The organism is Streptomyces xylophagus (genome assembly GCF_000716435.1).
GTDB classification, from domain to species: domain Bacteria; phylum Actinomycetota; class Actinomycetes; order Streptomycetales; family Streptomycetaceae; genus Streptomyces; species Streptomyces xylophagus.
Genome location: NZ_JNWO01000021.1, coordinates 188,194 through 204,965, shown reverse-complemented (window position 1 = coordinate 204,965; position 16,772 = coordinate 188,194). Strand labels below are relative to the sequence as shown.

16 protein-coding genes are annotated in these 16,772 nt (G+C 70.3%); 9 read left to right on the top strand and 7 right to left on the bottom strand.

Annotation, left to right across the window (positions count from 1 at the left end; all coding sequences use genetic code 11):
* Positions 1–27: 27 nt before the first annotated feature.
* The gene (mtnA, locus tag OO70_RS37250) at positions 28–1,068 is read right to left on the bottom strand and encodes an S-methyl-5-thioribose-1-phosphate isomerase (RefSeq protein ID WP_043681620.1); all 1,041 of its coding nucleotides are present in this window, start codon (positions 1,066–1,068) and stop codon (positions 28–30) included.
* A gap of 309 nt (positions 1,069–1,377) precedes the next feature.
* Between mtnA and OO70_RS37245 the strand changes: the two genes are divergently transcribed.
* The 8 genes from OO70_RS37245 to OO70_RS37210 all read left to right on the top strand — a co-directional run bounded on the left by OO70_RS37245 (position 1,378) and on the right by OO70_RS37210 (position 9,897).
* On the top strand, positions 1,378–2,430 hold the full coding sequence (locus tag OO70_RS37245; protein ID WP_043681617.1) for a BMP family ABC transporter substrate-binding protein: 1,053 nt from the start codon (positions 1,378–1,380) through the stop codon (positions 2,428–2,430).
* The gene (locus OO70_RS37240; RefSeq protein ID WP_043681614.1) at positions 2,411–3,934 is read left to right on the top strand and encodes an ABC transporter ATP-binding protein; all 1,524 of its coding nucleotides are present in this window, start codon (positions 2,411–2,413) and stop codon (positions 3,932–3,934) included. Before OO70_RS37245 ends, OO70_RS37240 begins: the two co-directional genes overlap by 20 nt.
* A 1-nt stretch (position 3,935) precedes the next feature.
* Positions 3,936–5,021, top strand: a complete 1,086-nt coding sequence (locus OO70_RS37235) for an ABC transporter permease (protein WP_051741996.1) — start codon at positions 3,936–3,938, stop codon at positions 5,019–5,021.
* The gene (locus tag OO70_RS37230; protein WP_043681608.1) at positions 5,021–5,893 is read left to right on the top strand and encodes an ABC transporter permease; all 873 of its coding nucleotides are present in this window, start codon (positions 5,021–5,023) and stop codon (positions 5,891–5,893) included. The genes OO70_RS37235 and OO70_RS37230 overlap by 1 nt, the downstream gene beginning before the upstream one ends.
* Entirely contained in the window at positions 5,890–6,642 is a 753-nt protein-coding gene (locus OO70_RS37225; protein ID WP_043681605.1) for a nucleoside phosphorylase, read from the top strand. Before OO70_RS37230 ends, OO70_RS37225 begins: the two co-directional genes overlap by 4 nt.
* On the top strand, positions 6,639–7,934 hold the full coding sequence (locus tag OO70_RS37220) for an amidohydrolase (RefSeq protein WP_043681602.1): 1,296 nt from the start codon (positions 6,639–6,641) through the stop codon (positions 7,932–7,934). The genes OO70_RS37225 and OO70_RS37220 overlap by 4 nt, the downstream gene beginning before the upstream one ends.
* Before the next feature lie 85 nt (positions 7,935–8,019).
* Positions 8,020–8,691: a FadR/GntR family transcriptional regulator gene (locus OO70_RS37215; protein WP_033283704.1), complete on the top strand. Its 672-nt coding sequence runs from the start codon at positions 8,020–8,022 to the stop codon at positions 8,689–8,691.
* Between the two features lie 198 nt (positions 8,692–8,889).
* Positions 8,890–9,897 (top strand): PAC2 family protein, encoded by a 1,008-nt coding sequence (locus OO70_RS37210; RefSeq protein ID WP_043681598.1) that lies wholly within the window; start codon positions 8,890–8,892, stop codon positions 9,895–9,897.
* 78 nt (positions 9,898–9,975) lie between these two features.
* Here OO70_RS37210 and mshC read toward each other — a convergent pair whose 3' ends face one another.
* From mshC to OO70_RS37190, 4 genes are all read right to left on the bottom strand, one after another.
* Positions 9,976–11,205 (bottom strand): cysteine--1-D-myo-inosityl 2-amino-2-deoxy-alpha-D-glucopyranoside ligase, encoded by a 1,230-nt coding sequence (gene mshC / locus OO70_RS37205; RefSeq protein WP_043681595.1) that lies wholly within the window; start codon positions 11,203–11,205, stop codon positions 9,976–9,978.
* A 94-nt stretch (positions 11,206–11,299) separates the two neighbouring features.
* Entirely contained in the window at positions 11,300–12,118 is an 819-nt protein-coding gene (locus OO70_RS37200) for an SCO1664 family protein (RefSeq protein ID WP_199827484.1), read from the bottom strand.
* The gene (locus OO70_RS37195) at positions 12,082–12,672 is read right to left on the bottom strand and encodes a DUF3090 domain-containing protein (RefSeq protein ID WP_043681589.1); all 591 of its coding nucleotides are present in this window, start codon (positions 12,670–12,672) and stop codon (positions 12,082–12,084) included. The genes OO70_RS37200 and OO70_RS37195 overlap by 37 nt, the downstream gene beginning before the upstream one ends.
* A gap of 75 nt (positions 12,673–12,747) precedes the next feature.
* Entirely contained in the window at positions 12,748–13,434 is a 687-nt protein-coding gene (locus OO70_RS37190; RefSeq protein ID WP_043681586.1) for a histidine phosphatase family protein, read from the bottom strand.
* 71 nt (positions 13,435–13,505) lie between these two features.
* Between OO70_RS37190 and corA the strand changes: the two genes are divergently transcribed.
* Positions 13,506–14,504 (top strand): magnesium/cobalt transporter CorA, encoded by a 999-nt coding sequence (gene corA, locus OO70_RS37185; protein ID WP_043681583.1) that lies wholly within the window; start codon positions 13,506–13,508, stop codon positions 14,502–14,504.
* A gap of 3 nt (positions 14,505–14,507) precedes the next feature.
* Here the strand turns inward: corA and OO70_RS37180 are convergent, their stop codons facing one another.
* On the bottom strand, positions 14,508–15,296 hold the full coding sequence (locus OO70_RS37180) for a ferritin-like domain-containing protein (RefSeq protein WP_043681581.1): 789 nt from the start codon (positions 15,294–15,296) through the stop codon (positions 14,508–14,510).
* A gap of 236 nt (positions 15,297–15,532) precedes the next feature.
* A complete protein-coding gene (locus OO70_RS37175; protein ID WP_043681579.1) occupies positions 15,533–16,588 on the bottom strand; it encodes an LLM class F420-dependent oxidoreductase in 1,056 nt (351 codons plus the stop codon).
* Positions 16,589–16,772: the final 184 nt, after the last annotated feature.

The following is a 16,772-nucleotide window of genomic DNA, read 5'->3' as shown; positions in this document are numbered from 1 at the left end:
GGGTTGGCCGGTACTTCGAACTCGCCGCTACTTCAAGTGGTCGGCCGGGAGTTCGCCTGCCGACACTTCCAACACGCCCCGCTCTGTGACCAGTCCGGTCACCAGGCGGCCCGGGGTTACGTCGAAGGCGGGATTGTGGCCCCGCGACTCCGCGGGAGCCGTCCGCACTCCCGCCCACTCCAACACCTCGGCCTCGCCCCGGAGTTCGATGTGGATCTCGGCGCCGGTCTTGGTGGCGAGGTCGACCGTGGTGGTCGGGGCTGCCACGAGGAACGGGATGCCGGCGTCCGCGCAGGCCAGGGCGACGCCGACCGTGCCTACCTTGTTCGCGGTGTCGCCGTTGGCCGCGATGCGGTCGGCGCCGACGATGGCCGCGTCGACCTCGCCGCGCAGGATGGTGCCGGCGGCGGCGCCGTCGGCCTGGACGTAGTGCGGGATGCCCTCCTGGACCAACTCCCAAGCCGTCAGGCGCGATCCCTGAAGGAGAGGGCGCGTCTCGTCGGCGTAGACGACCTCCACCAGGCCACGCGCGTGCAGTTCACGGATGACTCCGAGTGCCGTGCCCCAGCCGGCCGTGGCCAGCGCGCCCGTGTTGCAGTGCGTCAGAAGCCTCAACGGCCGGTCCACGCCCACCTGTTGGAGCCTTTCGAGCAGCCAGTCCGCGCCGAACGCGCCCATCGCACGGTTGGCGGCGACGTCCTCGCGCTGGACGGCGGCGGCCTCTTCGAGGACCGCGTCGAGGCCTTCGTCGAAGCGGGTCATGACCCGGTCCACGCACACCATGAGGTTGACCGCGGTGGGGCGGGCCTCGCGGACGCGGGCGACCGCCGCACGTGTCTCGGCCTCGGTCCAGCCCTTCCGCTCGCCCTCGATGAGCGCGAGCGCGACGCCGTAGGCGCCGGCCGCACCGATCGCGGGGGCGCCGCGCACCACGAGGCGCTGGATCGCGTCGACCAGGGCGTCCACATCGTGGACAGCCATCGTCTCGTTGCGGTGCGGGAGGAGGGTCTGGTCGATGAGCTCGAGACCGGTTCCGGTCCAGTCGACCGCACGCAATTCCTGGTACATAACGGGACACTCCTGCTGTTCCGATGGTGTCGGACACCGTACATGACCTTGGAGAACCACAGTTCGAGACAGTCGAGCAGGTGTCTCAAAACGAATGTTAAAGTCCAGCTCCCGCAGCCCGAAGGCCGAGACGAAGGAGGACGTGTGCTGCTGACCATGCGCCGTTTCCTCGATCACGGCCGCTGCGCGAGCGACTGCTGTCGACGCTGACCTGTCCCTCTCGCGTCCACCCCTCGCCTGTCCCGTCTCACCATCTGGTCGCACGCGCTCCCGCCGGAGCGCGCCTTGCCGTACCCCCGGAAGGTCCCCATGCTCCGCAGATCACGTCGCACCCTGCAGCTCGTCGCCGCCACCACGCTCATGGTCACCGCCGCCACCGCCTGCAACGCCGCCGCGAAGACCGACGCCTCGGACAGCGCGAGCGGCAGCAGCGGGAAGTCGTTCACGCTGGTCACACCGGACGCGGTCGGGCAGAACGAGTTCCTGAAGCTCGCCGTCACCGGTGTGAAGGCCGCGGCTAAGACGCACAACGGGACCGAGAAGGTCTACGAGTCCACGGACACCGCGTCCCAGCAGCAGAACGTGCAGGCCGCCGTGGACGCGAGCCCGAACGTGATCGTGCTGGTCGGCTTCGAGTTCGCCGACATCGTCGCGCAGCAGGCCAAGGCGCACCCCAAGCAGCAGTTCCTGATGATCGACGCGTGCACGACGAAGACGTTCAGCAATGTCACCTGCGCCGTCTTCCGTGAGCACGAAGGTGTCTATCTCGCGGGCGCCGAGGCCGGGCTGCTGAGCAAGAGCGGCAAGGTCGGCGCGGTGGACGTGCTCGACACGCCCCAGTTCCGGCGCTACAGCGACCCGTTCGCGGCCGGTGCCAAGAAGGTCGCCGCCAAGACGTCCGCGTCGACGCGCTTCGTCGGCGGCCAGTCCCCGTTCGACGACTCGGCGCGCGCCAAGGAGCAAGCCAACTCCCTGCTCTCCAAGGGCACCGACCAGATCATGGCGGCCGCGGCGGCCGGCAACTACGGCGTCTTCGAGGCCGCGAAGGCCAAGGGCGCGTTCGCGTACGGCGTCGACGTCAACCAGTGCGTCTCCTCCCCCGGCACGGTCGTCGACAACGTGATCAAGAAGACGGACGTCGCCGTGGAGAAGGGCGTCGAGCAGGTCCTCGCGGGCAAGACCGGCACCTCGGTGTCGTACGGCCTGAAGGAGGGCGGCATCAGCCTCACCGGCCTCGAAGCCGGCGTCGACTCCTCGAAGTGCGTGATCGCCCAGCACAAGGACGTCCTCGCCAAGGTCAAGGCGCTGCGCGACCAGATCGTGTCCGGAGAGCTGAAGGTCGATGACCCCGCAGCCAGTTGACCCGGCGGTCGAGCTCCGGGGAATCACCAAGCGCTTCCCGGGCACGCTCGCCAACGACTCCGTCGACCTGACCGTCCAGCGCGGCGAGATCCACGCCCTCATGGGCGAGAACGGCGCCGGCAAGTCCACCCTCATGTCGATCCTCTACGGCATGGAGCGCGCCGACGCGGGCTCGATCCGGATCGACGGGCGCGAGGTCACGTTCGGCGACCCGAGCGCCGCCATGGCCGCCGGGCTCGGCATGGTCCACCAGAGCTTCAAGCTGTTCGACTCGCTGACAGTCGCGGAGAACGTCGTCTACGCCGCCGAACCGCGCCGCTTCGGCCTGGTGGACCGGGCCGCCGCCCGCCGCCGGGTGCGTGAGCTGGCCGAGGAGCACGGGCTCGCCGTCGATCCGGACGCCCGGGTCGGGGAGTTGCCGGTGGGGCTGCGCCAACGCGTGGAGATCCTGAAGCTGCTGCATCGCGGGGCCCGCACGCTGATCCTGGACGAGCCGACCGCCGTGCTGACTCCGGCCGAGGCGGACGCCCTGTTCGCGGTCCTCAAGTCGCTGGCCGCGCAGGGTCGTACGGTGATCCTTGTCACGCACAAGCTGCGCGAGGTCCTCGAAGGCAGCGACAACGTGACCGTGCTGCGGGACGGCCGGGTGGTCGCCCGCCTGGTCACCGCCGAGACCTCCGCCGACGAGATCGCCGCCGCGATGACCGGCCGCGCGGTCGAGCTCGATCGCGTGCACGCGCCCGGGACACCCGGTGACGTGGTCCTGGACGTGAGAGACCTCACCACCGACGCCGTCCACGATGTGGGAATCACTGTCCACGCCGGGGAGATCGTCGGGATCGCGGGCGTAGCCGGCAACGGCCAGAGCGAGCTGATCGAGGCACTGGCCGGGTTGCGGCCGGTCGCTTCCGGACAGGTGAGTCTCAAGGGACGGGACATCACCCACGCCTCGGCCACCGAGCGCCGAGCCCAGGGCCTCGCCTACGTCCCCGAGGACCGGCACGCGGTCGGTACGGCACCGGCGGCGTCCGTCGCGGAGAACCTCGCGATGGGCCACCACCGAACGTCCCTCTCCTCAAAGGGACTTCTGCCGCCCGCGTCCGTACGCGCCCACGCCGGGCGGCTGATCGAGCGCTTCGGCATCAAGGCGGCCAACCCCGAGGTGCCCGCCTCCGCGCTGTCCGGCGGCAATCTGCAGAAACTGCTGATCGGCCGCGAACTCGCCCACGAGGCACCGCTGTTGCTCGTCGAGCAGCCCACACGCGGGGTCGACATCGGCGCCATCCAGAACATCCACGACCAGATCGTCGCCTACCGCGACGCCGGTCACGCCGTCCTCCTCGTCTCCGCCGAACTGAGCGAGATCCGGGGCCTCGCGGACCGGGTCCTGGTCATGTACGAGGGCCGGGTCACGGCGACGTACACGAAGGACGAGGCGGACGAACGGGCGCTGGGACTCGCCATGGCGGGCGGGGCCGTAGCGCCGACGGAGGCCGTCGACTGACATGACGCACACTCATATACCGCGCATCTCAGGGGTGTTGCGCTCCCCCATCACCTTCTCCGTGCTCGCCGGCCTGGTCATCGGCGCCCTGTTCCTCGTCGGCACCGGCGCGGACCCGCTCACTGCCTACAGCGCCGTCCTCACCGGCTCGCTCGGCGCCGACGGCATCGGCTCCACGCTGAGCACCGGCACCAGCGTGCTCGGCATGGCGCTCGCGCTGGCGATCCCGCTGCGGGCCGGGCTGATCAACCTCGGCGGCGACGGACAGATGGTGCTCGGCGGCATCACGGCGGCCGTGACCGGTCTCTACTCCCCGCTGCCCGCACCGCTCACCGTCGTACTGGCACTGCTCGCGGGTATGGCAGTGGGCGCCGCGTACGCCGCACTGGCCGCCCTGTGCGAGAACCGCCTCGGCGTCCCGCTTCTGGTCAGCAGCCTGTTGCTGAGCTACCCGGCGGTCTCGCTCGCCTCCTACCTCGCGCGCTACCCGCTCAAGGAACCCGGCTCCAGCCTCCCCCAGACCCGGGCGATGCCGGACGGCGTGGCGCTGCCCGCGTTCGGCGACTCGACGGTCACCATCGGGCTCATCCTGGTGGTGCTGGCGGCAGCCGCGTACTGGTTCACCGACAAGCGCACGGCGTTCGGCTACGAGATCCGCATGACCGGCCTCAACTCCCGTTTCGCCGCCTACGCCGGTGTCGAACGCCGGGGCCTGACCCTCAAGTTGATGTCCGTGTCGGGCGCGCTGGCCGGACTCGTGGGCGCCATAGGGGTGTTGAGCTTCCCGTACCGCTTCGTGGACGGCTCGCTGACCGCGCCGGGTTACACCTGGACAGGCCTGACGGCTGCCCTGCTCGCCGCCGCGGCACCGCTCGGAACAGTCATCGCTTCCTTCTTCTTCGCCGTCCTCGCGGTCGGCGGTCTCGCGATGGAGCGGACGACCGAGGTGCCGCGCGAGTTGACGCAGGTGCTCCAGGCCATCGTGATCGTGTTCCTGGCAGCGCGGCTGCGCTTCCCCAGCGGGTGGTTCAGGAGACGGCCCCAGGAAAACCCCCAAGAAAGCCCTCAGGAAATCGGGGCCGTCTGATGTTCTTCGACTCCGATCTGCTGATGTCGGCGCTGCGCGCGCTGACCCCGATCCTGCTGGCCGCGCTGGGCGGTGCCCTGTGCGAGCGGGCGGGGGTCTTCAACATCGGCCTCGAAGGCATGATGTTGATGGGCTGCTTCACGTCGGTGGCCACGAGTTGGTTCACGGGCAGTGCCTGGCTCGGCGTGCTCGCGGCAGCCCTCGCGGCAGCCGCGTATTCGTTGATCCTCGCCGTGGGCGCGGTAACTCTGCGCGGGGACGCGGTCGTTCTCGGAATCGCCATGAATCTCCTGGCAGTTGGCCTGACCAGCTTCCTGCTGCGTACGGTCTTCGGTGTGCAGGGCACTTTCGACGATCCGTCACTCGCCGGGCTGCCGTTGATCGGTGGCTTCACCCCGCTCGCGTATCTCGCGTTCGTCGCGGTCGCGGTGGCCGCGGTGATGCTGTCCCGGAGTGTGTGGGGGCTGAGGCTGCGCGGGGTCGGCGAGGCGCCGGACGCGGCGGCCACGCTCGGGGTGAGCCCGGCGAAGTACAAGTACGCGGCCGTGCTGATCTCCGGTGTCCTGTGCGGGCTCGCGGGAGCCCAACTCGCGCTCGGCAACGTCACGTTGTTCTCCGAGAACATGACGGCGGGCCGGGGCTGGATCGCCGTCGTCGCGGTCATGCTCGGCCGCGCGGCACCCGTCGGTGTGCTGCTCGCCGCGCTGCTCTTCGGTCTCGCCGAGGCCGCCGGCTTCCGCCTCCAGGGCGTCGGCCTGCCCCAACAGGCCACGGATGCCGCGCCGTACGTCGTGACGCTCGTCGCCCTCTTCCTCTCGACGGCCCGCCGCCGTCGCCGTACCGCCAACTCCCCCTCCGGAGCCACCACATGACACAGGACCTGCTGCCCATCACCCGCGTACCGCGCACGGGGCTTCCGGCGCACGCGGTCGTCGTCGGCGACCCGGCGCGTGCCGCCGCCGTCGCCGCGCTGCTCGACGGTGCCGAGGAGGTGTCCTACCACCGCGAATACCGTGTGTTCAGCGGGAGTTGGAAGGGCCTGCCGGTCACCGTCGCCTCGCACGGGGTGGGCGGACCGGGCGCGATCCTGCTGTTCCAGGAACTGGCGGACGCGGGGGTCAGCACCCTCCTGCGCTTCGGCACCGCCGGCGCGATGAAGCCCGGCATCGGCGACGGCGACCTCGTCATCGCGGAAGCAGCCGTACGCGACGACGGCGTCACCCAGCAGCTCCTCCCGCCGGAGTACCCGGCCGTCTCCTCCCCCGAGGCCGTCCTCGCCCTCCAGCGCGCGGCCCGCGAGGCCGGCGCCCCGCACCACCGGGGCATCGTCTGGACCCGGGCGGCCTTCCAGCCCGGTCTCCTCCCCCTCTTCTCCTACGACGGTGCCGGGCTCGCGGCGATCGAGATGGAACTGTCGGCGCTGCTGGTCACGGCCTCGCTGCGAGGGCTGATCGCGGGCGGGGTGCTCGTGATCGACGGGGCGAACGCCGATGAACTCGTCGACGCGGAGACCACGGGCGGGTACGACCCGCACCGGGACGTCGTGGCAGCCGGTGTCGAGCGGGGCGCGGTCGTCACGCTGGAGGCACTGCGGCTGCTGGCGGAGGGGAACGAGGCGTGAGCATCGACCTGTTGGTGCACGGCGGTGACGTCCTGACCGTCGACGAGGCCGGAACTGTCGTACAGGACGGGGCAGTTGCCGTCCACGAGGGCGAGATCGTCGCCGTAGGGCCGAGCGAGGAGCTGACCACTCGGTTCACGGCGACGGAGTCCATTGACGCCGAGGGCTGTCTCGTCCTGCCCGGGCTCATCAACACGCACACCCACCTCGCGATGACGCTGCTGCGCGGTCGCGCCGACGACGTCACTCTTCAGGGCTTCCTGGAGCGGGTGTTGAAGTGGGAGGCCGAGCTGCTGGCGCCGAAGAACGTGGCGGCGGCGGTGCGGCTCGCGGTGGCGGAGAGCGTGCGGGCGGGGGTGACCTCGGCGCTCGACATGTACTGGTTCCACGAGGCGGCCGAGCAGGCGGCCCGCGAGGCGGGCTGGCGGCTGCACACCGGGCCCACCTTCATGGACGTGCCGGAACCGCCGGACGGTATCGCGTACGAGGACCGACTGGACTGGGCGCGCAGGGACTTGGCGGCGCGGGGCGAGGCACGCCCCGGCCTGCGGCCCGTCCTGTTCGCGCATTCGACCTACACCCTCTCCCCGGACCAGCTTGTCGAAATCGCTGCCCTGGCACGGGAGTTCGGCGCGCTGCTGCACATTCACGCGGCGGAGAACCCGACCGAGGTCGCCACCGTCGAGGTCAAGTACGGCAAGCGTCCTGTGGAGTTGCTCGACTCGCTGGGGCTGCTCGGTCCCGATCTGCTGCTCGCGCACGCGGTGGACCTGACCGGCCCGGAGATCGCGGCGCTGGCCCGCACGGGCACGTCGGTGGCCCACTGTCCGGTGTCGAACCTGAAGTTGGGCTGCGGGATCGCGCCGGTGCCGCGGCTGCTGAGCGCGGGTGTGACGGTGGGTCTGGGTACGGACGGGGCCGTCAGCTCCAACACGCTCGATGTGCTGGGCGCCGTACGGCAGGCAGCGCTCGTCCACAAGGCGGGCGGTGACCCGACGGCGGTCGGTGCCGAGCAGGCCGTACGGATGGCGACGATCGAGGGTGCGCGGGCGCTGGGGCTCGGGGAGCACCTGGGTTCGCTGGAGGTCGGCAAGCGGGCCGACCTGATCGTGCTCGACCTGGGTGGGCCGCATCTGCGGCCCCTGCACGACCCTTGGTCGACGCTCGCGTACGCCGCGCACTCGGCGGACGTGCGGGACACGGTCGTGGACGGCAGGGTGCTGATGCGGAACCGGACACTCGGCACGCTGGACGAGGACGCGGTGATCGCGGAGCTCGAAGCACTTGCCTGAGCTGTGGATTTCCCTCCCGTTCAGCCTGCTGAACCCCCATAATGTGCCTGATACATCGGATGTCTGAGCAACAGGGAGGCCGGCCATGGCAGTCACCGATGAGGCGATCGAGAAAATCAAGGGAATGATCGTCTCCGGCGCGCTGCGTCCCGGGGACCGGCTGCCCAAGGAGAGCGAACTCGCCGCCGAACTGGGCCTGTCCCGCAACTCCCTGCGCGAGGCCGTGCGTGCCCTGTCGTTGATCCGGATTCTGGATGTGCGGCAGGGCGACGGCACGTATGTGACGAGTCTCGATCCGCAACTCCTGCTGGAGGCGCTGAGTTTCGTCGTGGACTTCCACCGCGACGACACGGTGCTGGAGTTCCTGGCCGTGCGGCGCATTCTGGAGCCGGCTGCCACGGGGATGGCGGCCCTGCGGATCAGCGAGCAGCAACTGGACGCGCTCAGCGCCCAGTTGGACGCGCTGGGCGGGGCGCCCTCGGTGGAGGAACTGGTCGCCTGTGACCTGGAGTTCCACCGGGGGATCGTGCAGAGCTCCGGCAACTCGGTGCTGTGCTCGCTCCTCGACGGTCTGTCGGGCCCCACCACGCGGGCCCGCATCTGGCGCGGTCTGACTCAGGAGGACGCGGTCAGCCGGACCCTGCACGAGCACCGGGCGATTCTTGGCGCGCTGCGCGACCGGGACGCGGAGGCGGCGCGGTCGTGGGCGACGGTGCACATCGCGAGTGTGGAGCAGTGGCTGCGTTCGACCCTGTGATCGAGTGAGCGGGGCCGCTGATCCATCGGAGGAGTGACCGGCCGGGACAGGGCTGCACAGGATCGCGATCTTGTGTGTTCGAGCGTCCCGGACGGGGCAGGCATGGGGGCACTCCCCCGTGCAAGGGGGCTGCGGGCGCCCCCGTCGGACGCCGTAAGGTTGGGGCGTACGCGAGGGCAGATCGGAAGGAGGCGCTGGGTGATCGAGCTGGAGGGGGTTCCCGAGCTGATCGACCCAGTGATGGTGGCCGCGTTCGAGGGCTGGAACGACGCCGGCGACGCCGCCTCCACCGCGGTCGCGCATCTGGACAGGGAGTGGAAGGGCGAGGTGTTCGCGGCGCTCGACGCCGAGGACTACTACGACTTCCAGGTGAACCGGCCCACGGTGTGGATGGACGCCGGTGTGCGAAAGATCACCTGGCCCACGACCCGCCTGTCGGTGGTCCGGGTCGGCGGCGAGAAGCCGCGCGATCTCGTTCTCGTCCGAGGTATCGAACCGTCCATGCGCTGGCGCTCGTTCTGCAACGAGCTGCTCGGCTTCGCGCACGAGCTGGGCGTGGAGCTGGTGGTGATCCTGGGCGCGCTGCTCGGTGACACCCCGCACACACGTCCGGTGCCGATCAGCGGGACCACGTCCGACTCGGACCTGGCGCAGCGGATGGACCTGGAGGAGACCAAGTACGAGGGTCCCACCGGGATCGTCGGCATCCTCCAGGAGGCGTGCACGCACGCGGGCGTACCGGCCGTCTCGCTGTGGGCGGCGGTGCCGCACTACGTGTCGCAGCCGCCCAATCCGAAGGCCACCCTGGCGCTCCTGAACCGCCTGGAGGACCTGATCGACGTGCGCATCCCGCTGGGCGAGCTGCCCGAGGACGCGCGCGCCTGGCAGGTCGGCGTGGATCAACTGGCCGCCGAGGACAGCGAGGTCGCCGAGTACGTGCAGACGCTGGAGGAGGCCCGCGACACCGCGGAGCTGCCGGAGGCGTCGGGCGAGGCGATCGCCCGCGAATTCGAGCGCTATCTCCGCAGGCGGGACGGTGGCGGCAGCCCGTCGCCGGGCGGGCATGCCACGGCGGACGGGAGTGACAGCGCGTCGTATCTGCGCGACAACCCCGGCGGCCGTGCGAAGCCGACGAGGCCCGCGAAGCCGGAGACGGAGCCCGAGACCGGGCCCGAGGCAGACGACGAGGACTCCTCCGAGGAGTGAGTCCCTCGGTCAACAGGGCGTGAAACAGGGGCGGTTCCTCTCCCGAGGGAGGAACCGCCCCTGTGCTGTCCGCGGTTGCTAGAGGGCCACGCCCAACAGGGCGTCCACGGCGCGCGAGACGACGCCGGGGGCGCCCTCGTCGCTGCCGCCCCGGTCCCGCTGGACGGCCGCCCAGCGGTCGACGGCGGCGAGCGCGGCCGGGGCGTCCAGGTCGTTCGCGAGGGCCTCGCGCATCTCCTCGACGAGCTTCAGCGCGGACGGGCCGTCGGGGCGGGAGACGGCGGCACGCCAGCGCCCCAGCCGGGCAACGGCGTCCGCCAGCACCCCGTCGGTCCACTCCCAGTCGGCGCGGTAGTGGTGGGCGAGCAGCGCGAGCCGGATGGCGGCCGGGTCGACGCCCTCGCGGCGCAGCGCCGAGACGAAGACGAGGTTGCCCTTGGACTTCGACATCTTCTCGCCGTGCAGGGCGACCATGCCGGCGTGGACGTAGGCCTTCGCCATGGGGAACTCACCGGTCAGCACCTGGGCGTGCGAGGCGCCCATCTCGTGGTGCGGGAAGGCGAGGTCGGAGCCGCCGCCCTGTACGTCGAAGCCCATGCCGAGGTGGTCCAGGGCGATGGCGACGCACTCGATGTGCCAGCCCGGACGCCCCTGGCCGAGCGAGCCGCCGTCCCAGCTCGGTTCGCCCTCGCGGGCCGCGAGCCACAGGATCGGGTCGAGCGGGTTCTTCTTGCCCGGGCGGTCCGGGTCGCCCCCGCGCTCGGCGGACAGCAGTCGCATCGCGGCGGCGTCGAGGTTCGAGACCTTGCCGAAGTTCGGGTCGGACCCGACGGAGAAGTAGATGTCGCCTTCGAGTTCGTAGGCGGCACCGGCGTCCCTGAGGCGTTCGACGAGCGGCACGATGCCGGGTATCGCCTCGACCGCGCCGATGTAGTGCTTCGGGGGCAGCATGCGCAGGGCGGTCATGTCCTCGCGGAAGAGCGCCGTCTCCTTCTCGGCGAGGGCCACCCAGTCGACGTTGTCCCGCTCGGCGCGCTCCAGGAGCGGGTCGTCGACGTCGGTCACGTTCTGGACGTAGTGAACCTGCCGCTTGGTGTCGAGCCACACGCGCTGCACGAGGTCGAACGCGTTGTAGGTCGCCGCGTGCCCCATGTGGGTGGCGTCGTACGGCGTGATGCCGCACACGTAGATACGGGCGACGGGACCGGTGTCAGGGGTGACCAGACCGCCGGTCGCGGTGTCGTGGATCCGGAGGTCGCGGCCCTTGCCGGGAAGGGCGGGGACCTCAGAAGCGGGCCAGGCATACATGTCATGAGCGTAACCGGACGGATGTTTCGCATACGAACCGGACCAGCCCTGATGACCAGGAAGGCCCTCTTGCGCAACCCTGCCCGCCGTGCTGCTACACGGGCGGCCACGGAATGGCCGGCCACTCCCCGCTCGGCTCGGGATGCTTCCCGGACTCCAGCATCGCGTCGACACGCGCGCGTGTGGCATCGAGTTCCACGACGGTGATCAGCTCGGCGAGCTTCACGGCGAGCCCACCACCGGCGTTCAGCGCCTCCCTGAGCCCCTGGAGGACGTCGACCGCCTCCGGAGTGAGCTGCTCGCCCGCCCAGCCCCACAGGAGGGTGCGCAGCTTGTTCTCGGCGTTGAAGGTGACGCCGTGGTCGATGCCGTAGAGGCGGCCCTCGTCGGCGGGCAGCAGATGGCCGCCCTTGCGGTCCGCGTTGTTGATCACGGCGTCCAGGACGGCGAGCCTGCGCAGCCGCTCGTCGTCGGCGTGCACCAGGAGGGCCGTTTCCCCCTCACCGACCTCGGCGAACCCGATGGCCTTCCAGCCCGGTTCGGGCTCCTCGGCGTCGACCAGGGCCAGCAGCTCGGACTCGGCCGCGGCCTCGATCCACAGCTGGCACATGCCCTCGCCGTACGGCCCGTCGCGCAGCACGGTCGTAGGCACAAGGCCCCAGCCGGTCGCCTCGGAGACCTCGTACGCGGCGACCTCGCGCTGGGCGAGGTTGCCGTCCGGGAAGTCCCACAGGGGGCGCTCCCCGGCGACGGGCTTGTAGACGCAGGACGTCTCACGGCCCTCGTACGTCACGGAGCAGAACAGCACCGCGTTCGAGGCCTCGCGGATGCGTCCGCGTACCTTCAGCTCACCCTTGGCGAGCAGCTCGGCCGTGGTCACGCTCCGCGGCGGTATCCGTTCTGGCGCGGACATACGTGTCCTTCCGGGTCGAGCGGGAGGCTGCACAGCGGGCACGGCGGTCGGCCGGCGTTGACGACGTCGAGGGCCCGCTTGGCGAAGGCGCGGGCCTGGGCGCCGGTGAGGCGGACCCGCAGCATCGGGGGTCCGTTCTCCTCGTCCTGGAGGAGTCGCTCCTCGGCCTCGGCAAGGTCCTCGTCGGTGTCGGCGTCGAGTTCGACGAGGGCCTGTGCCTCGACGATCATGCGCTGTTCGTCACCGTCCCAGGCGAGCGCCATGGTGCCGACGCGGAACTCCTCCTCGACGGGGGTCTCCAGCGGGCGGGTGTCGGAGATCTCGGTGGGGGTGACGGCGGGGACGGCCGCACTGCCGCCACTGCGCCGTACGACCTCGTCCAGAAGCTCGTCCATGCGCTCGGCGAGCGCGGCGACCTGTGTCTTCTCCAGGGCCACGCTGGTCACCCGAGGGCCGGCGGCGGCCTGGAGGAAGAACGTACGGCGCCCGGGCAGACCGACCGTACCGGCTACGAAGCGGTCCGGCGGGTCGTAGAGGAACACCTGACGTGACACGTCCTGTCTCCATGGGAATCGACTGCTGACAAGTGCGGCGCTACTGCGACCGCTTCACCCTACTGCGGCCGACGATCACGGTGCGCCCGCGCCGCCCCCGACCGTGGCCTCGTCGCTCGGGGGCTCCTCGCGCGGCGCCAGGGAGGCGAGATCGCCGGTGTCCCCGAGCCGTACGAGAAAAGGCCTGAGACGGGTGTAACGGATCGCGGTGATGGAACACGGTTCTACGGAGATCCGCTGGAAGAGGTCGAGATGAAGTCCGAGTGCGTCCGCGACAAGGGACTTGATGATGTCGCCGTGCGAGCACATGAGGTACACGGCGTCGGCACCGTGATCGCGCTCCACGCGCGCGTTCCACTCGCGTACGGCCTCGGCCGCGCGGGTCTGCATCGACCGCATCGACTCGCCGCCGGGGAACGCGGCGGCCGAGGGGTGCGTCTGGACGACCTCCATCAGGGGCTCGTCCTTGAGCTCGGCGAGCTTGCGGCCGGACCAGTCGCCGTAGTGGCACTCCCCGATCCGCTCCTCGGTGTGCGGCCGCAGGTCGGGGCGGGCGTCGAGGAGGGGCTGGAGGGTCTCCTGGCAGCGTTGCAGCGGGCTGGTGACGACCTCGGCGATCGGCAGCGCGGCGAGCCGTCCGGGGAGCGCGGCGGCCTGGGCGTTGCCGCGCTCGTCGAGGGCGACTCCGGGTGTCCAGCCGGCGAGCACTCCCCCGGTGTTGGCGGTCGAACGTCCGTGCCGGACAAGGATCAACGTGGGCATGCCGCCAAGGGTAGGCGCACGCCGAAAATGTCAACGTGCGGCTTCGGCCGGACGGCGGGAGAATACGCACCGTGATCGTCGACTACGCCATCTACCGTGACGGACGCCGGACGGAGGGGCCCGGCGACTTCTCCGACGGCCTGGACCACTGCCGTCGCGTGGGCGACGCCTTCGTCTGGATCGGCCTCTACGAGCCGACGGAGAAGGAGTTCGACCGGGTCACCCAGGAGTTCGCGCTGCACCCGCTGGCCGTCGAGGACGCCCTGACCGCGCATCAGCGGCCCAAGCTGGAGGTCTACGACGACTCGCTGTTCGTGGTCCTCAAGCCGGTGGGCTACGAGGCGGACGACGACGTGGTCAGCTCCGGCGAGGTCATGGTCTTCGTCGGTGACTCCTTCGTGGTGACCGTCCGGCACGGCGAGGAGGCCCCCCTTGCGGCCGTACGACACCGTCTCGAGGAGGAGCCGGAGATGCTGCGGCACGGGCCCACGGCGGTGCTGTACTCGATCGCGGACGCCGTGGTCGACCACTACGTGGACGTGGCGGGCGAGTTGCAGACCGACCTGGAGGAGCTGGAGGCGGCGGTGTTCTCGCCGACCGGCGGCGGCTCGCGGACCACGGCGTCGCGGATCTACACCTTCAAGCGGCAGATCCTGGAGTTCCGCCGGGCCACCGGACCGCTCGCGCAGCCGCTGGCCCGGCTCGCGGGTGTCGGTCTCGCCGGTGACCGGGTGCCGTTCGTGAACGACAAGTCGCGGCCGTTCTTCCGTGACGTGAACGACCACCTGATGAAGGTCAACGAGTCCGTGGAGGGCCTGGACCGGCTGGTCTCGGACGTCCTGTCGGCGCATCTCGCGCAGACCAGCGTCCGGCAGAACGACGACATGCGGAAGATCTCCGGGTGGGCGGCCATGGCCGCGGTCCCCACGATGATCGCGGGGATCTACGGCATGAACTTCGATCACATGCCGGAGCTGCACTGGCTGTGGGGGTATCCGGCGGTGATCCTGCTGATGGCCGCCCTGGAGGTGCTGCTGTACCGGACGTTCAAGCGGCGCGGCTGGCTGTAGGGCCTACGCGAACTCGGGTGCCGCGGTGGCCGGTCCGCCGAGGGCGTCGCGTCGCTCCGGCATCCGCAGGGACACCATCCGCCGCCAGCCGCCGAGCCGTTCGTAGGCGTACACGGCGTGGATGCCCGCGGTGAGCACCGCCGACTTCGCACGCGGCCAACCGAGGACGCGTCCCATGTGGGCCATCACGGCGAGGCTGACGTCCCGGTAGATGCGGATCTCCGCCAACGCGCAGTCGCGCAGCGTCCGTTGGATGGCGTGGCCGTGTCCGGCGTGCGCGAAGCGCAGCAACTCCTCGTGGCAATAGGCGAGATGGTTGTCCTCGTCGTTTGAGATCATCCGTACGGCGCGGCCGAGGTCGGGATGGTCGGCGAAGTGCCTGCGCAGCAGATCCATCTGCTCGGAGGCGCGCTGTTCGGTGACGCGGCTGTGGGCGAGGTAGGTGACGATGTCCTGGACGGTGAGCGGCGTCTCGGCCTTGAGCTTCTCGTGGGCGAGACCGATGCCGTGCCGCTCCAGGAGCATCGTGTAGTCGGTGTCGGCCGGTACCGGGACGGGTCGGAGGCCGCGCTTCTTTAGAAGAGCGTTGAAAATGCGCCCGTGCTTGTCCTCGTCGGCGCCGTGCCGGCTGATCTTGGGGGCGAGGTCGCGTTCGGTCGGTGGGACGAGGACGGCGATGCGCCCGTTCTCCCAGCCGCCCTGCGATTCGCCGCTGGCCGCGATGGAGCAGAACAGCCGGAAGGACTCGTCGTTGTCGAGGATCTCCTGGAACAGGCTCTTGGCCGAAAGCATCTGAAGGCACCTCCATGCAGGATTCCGCCGCATTCCGCAAAGAACGAGTCAAATGCGGCATCAGAGGTGCTGCAACAGCTGTGTCGGACAACTCCGCCAAAAGGAGGACTGCCGATGTCCCGACGGGGGCGTAACCGCACGGGCTGCCGCGCGTTGTTCCCCGTGACGGCCGTGGCGGGGAAGACCCCCCGAGCCCCCACCACGGCCGTAGAAAACTTCCGTGCTGTAGAGCCGCGTTACGCGAGACCCGCGCGATCCAGTGCCTCGGTTCCGGCGCGGAGGGCGGCGATCCGCTCCTCCAGGGTCCAACCCGCGGGGGCGAGCGTCAGGGTGGTGACGCCGGCCGCCGCGTACTCCTTCATCCGGTCCGCGATGCGGTCCACGGAGCCCAGGAGCGTCGTCTTGTCGATCAGGTCGTGCGGGATGGCGGCGGCGGCGCCGTCCTTGTCGCCGGCCAGGTACTTGTCCTGGATCTCGGCAGCCGCGGCCTCGAAGCCCATGCGCCGGGCCTGCTTGTTGTAGAAGTTCTGCTGCCGGCTGCCCATGCCGCCGACGTACAGCGCGGTGTACGGGCGGAAGGTGTCGGCGAGCTTCTCGACGTCCTTGTCCTCGCCGAGGGCGAGCGGGACCGTCGGGACGATGTCGAGGCCTTCGAGGGTCTTGCCCGCCTTCTCGCGCCCGGCGCGCAGGTGCCTGACGGCGGTGTCCTCCAGGTGCTCGGCGGACGGGAAGATCAGCAGCGCGCCGTCGGCGATCTCGCCGGTCTGCTCCAGGTTCTTCGGGCCGATCGCCGCGATGTACAGCGGGATGTGCTCGCGCTCCGGGTGCACGGTCAGCTTGAGGGGCTTGCCCGGGCCGCCGGGCAGCGGCAGCGTCCAGTGCTCGCCGTCGTACGAGAGCCGCTCGCGCGTCATCGCCTTGCGGACGATCTCGACGTACTCACGCGTGCGTGCCAGCGGCTTGTCGAACTTGACGCCGTACCAGCCCTCGGAGACCTGCGGGCCCGAGACGCCGAGGCCGAGGCGGAAGCGGCCGCCGGAGAGCGAGTCGAGGGTCGCGGCGGTCATCGCGGTCATCGCGGGCTGGCGGGCCGGGATCTGGAAGATGGCCGAGCCGACGTCGATGCGCTCGGTCTGCGCGGCGACCCAGGTGAGCACGGTGGCCGCGTCGGAGCCGTAGGCCTCGGCGGCCCAGCACACGGCGTAGCCGAGGCGGTCGGCCTCCTGGGCCACGGCCAGATTGTCGCCGTCCATTCCGGCACCCCAGTAGCCGAGGTTGATCCCGAGCTGCATGGCAGACCCCTTACCGATCAGTAACGTCGCTGTTGTGCCGACCCTAGCGCGAGGTGCTCCGGGCGGACAGGACGGGTGCCGGCGAGCGGTCACGGAGCGTGCCGTGCGAGGGACTGTGGATCATCGTGCGAATCGGTTATCCACAGGCAACCACAGGGCAGGTTCAGGCCAGTAATCTCGGCGT

Excerpts from the sequence above, each read along its gene's own strand:
- mtnA (WP_043681620.1), bottom strand. The coding sequence starts at position 1,068 with ATGTACCAGGAATTGCGTGCGGTCGACTGGACCGGAACCGGTCTCGAG.
- OO70_RS37245 (WP_043681617.1), top strand. The coding sequence starts at position 1,378 with ATGCTCCGCAGATCACGTCGCACCCTGCAGCTCGTCGCCGCCACCACG.
- OO70_RS37240 (WP_043681614.1), top strand. The coding sequence starts at position 2,411 with ATGACCCCGCAGCCAGTTGACCCGGCGGTCGAGCTCCGGGGAATCACC.
- OO70_RS37235 (WP_051741996.1), top strand. The coding sequence starts at position 3,936 with ATGACGCACACTCATATACCGCGCATCTCAGGGGTGTTGCGCTCCCCC.
- OO70_RS37230 (WP_043681608.1), top strand. The coding sequence starts at position 5,021 with ATGTTCTTCGACTCCGATCTGCTGATGTCGGCGCTGCGCGCGCTGACC.
- OO70_RS37225 (WP_043681605.1), top strand. The coding sequence starts at position 5,890 with ATGACACAGGACCTGCTGCCCATCACCCGCGTACCGCGCACGGGGCTT.
- OO70_RS37215 (WP_033283704.1), top strand. The coding sequence starts at position 8,020 with ATGGCAGTCACCGATGAGGCGATCGAGAAAATCAAGGGAATGATCGTC.
- mshC (WP_043681595.1), bottom strand. The coding sequence starts at position 11,205 with ATGTATGCCTGGCCCGCTTCTGAGGTCCCCGCCCTTCCCGGCAAGGGC.
- OO70_RS37200 (WP_199827484.1), bottom strand. The coding sequence starts at position 12,118 with ATGTCCGCGCCAGAACGGATACCGCCGCGGAGCGTGACCACGGCCGAG.
- OO70_RS37190 (WP_043681586.1), bottom strand. The coding sequence starts at position 13,434 with ATGCCCACGTTGATCCTTGTCCGGCACGGACGTTCGACCGCCAACACC.
- OO70_RS37180 (WP_043681581.1), bottom strand. The coding sequence starts at position 15,296 with ATGCTTTCGGCCAAGAGCCTGTTCCAGGAGATCCTCGACAACGACGAG.
- OO70_RS37175 (WP_043681579.1), bottom strand. The coding sequence starts at position 16,588 with ATGCAGCTCGGGATCAACCTCGGCTACTGGGGTGCCGGAATGGACGGC.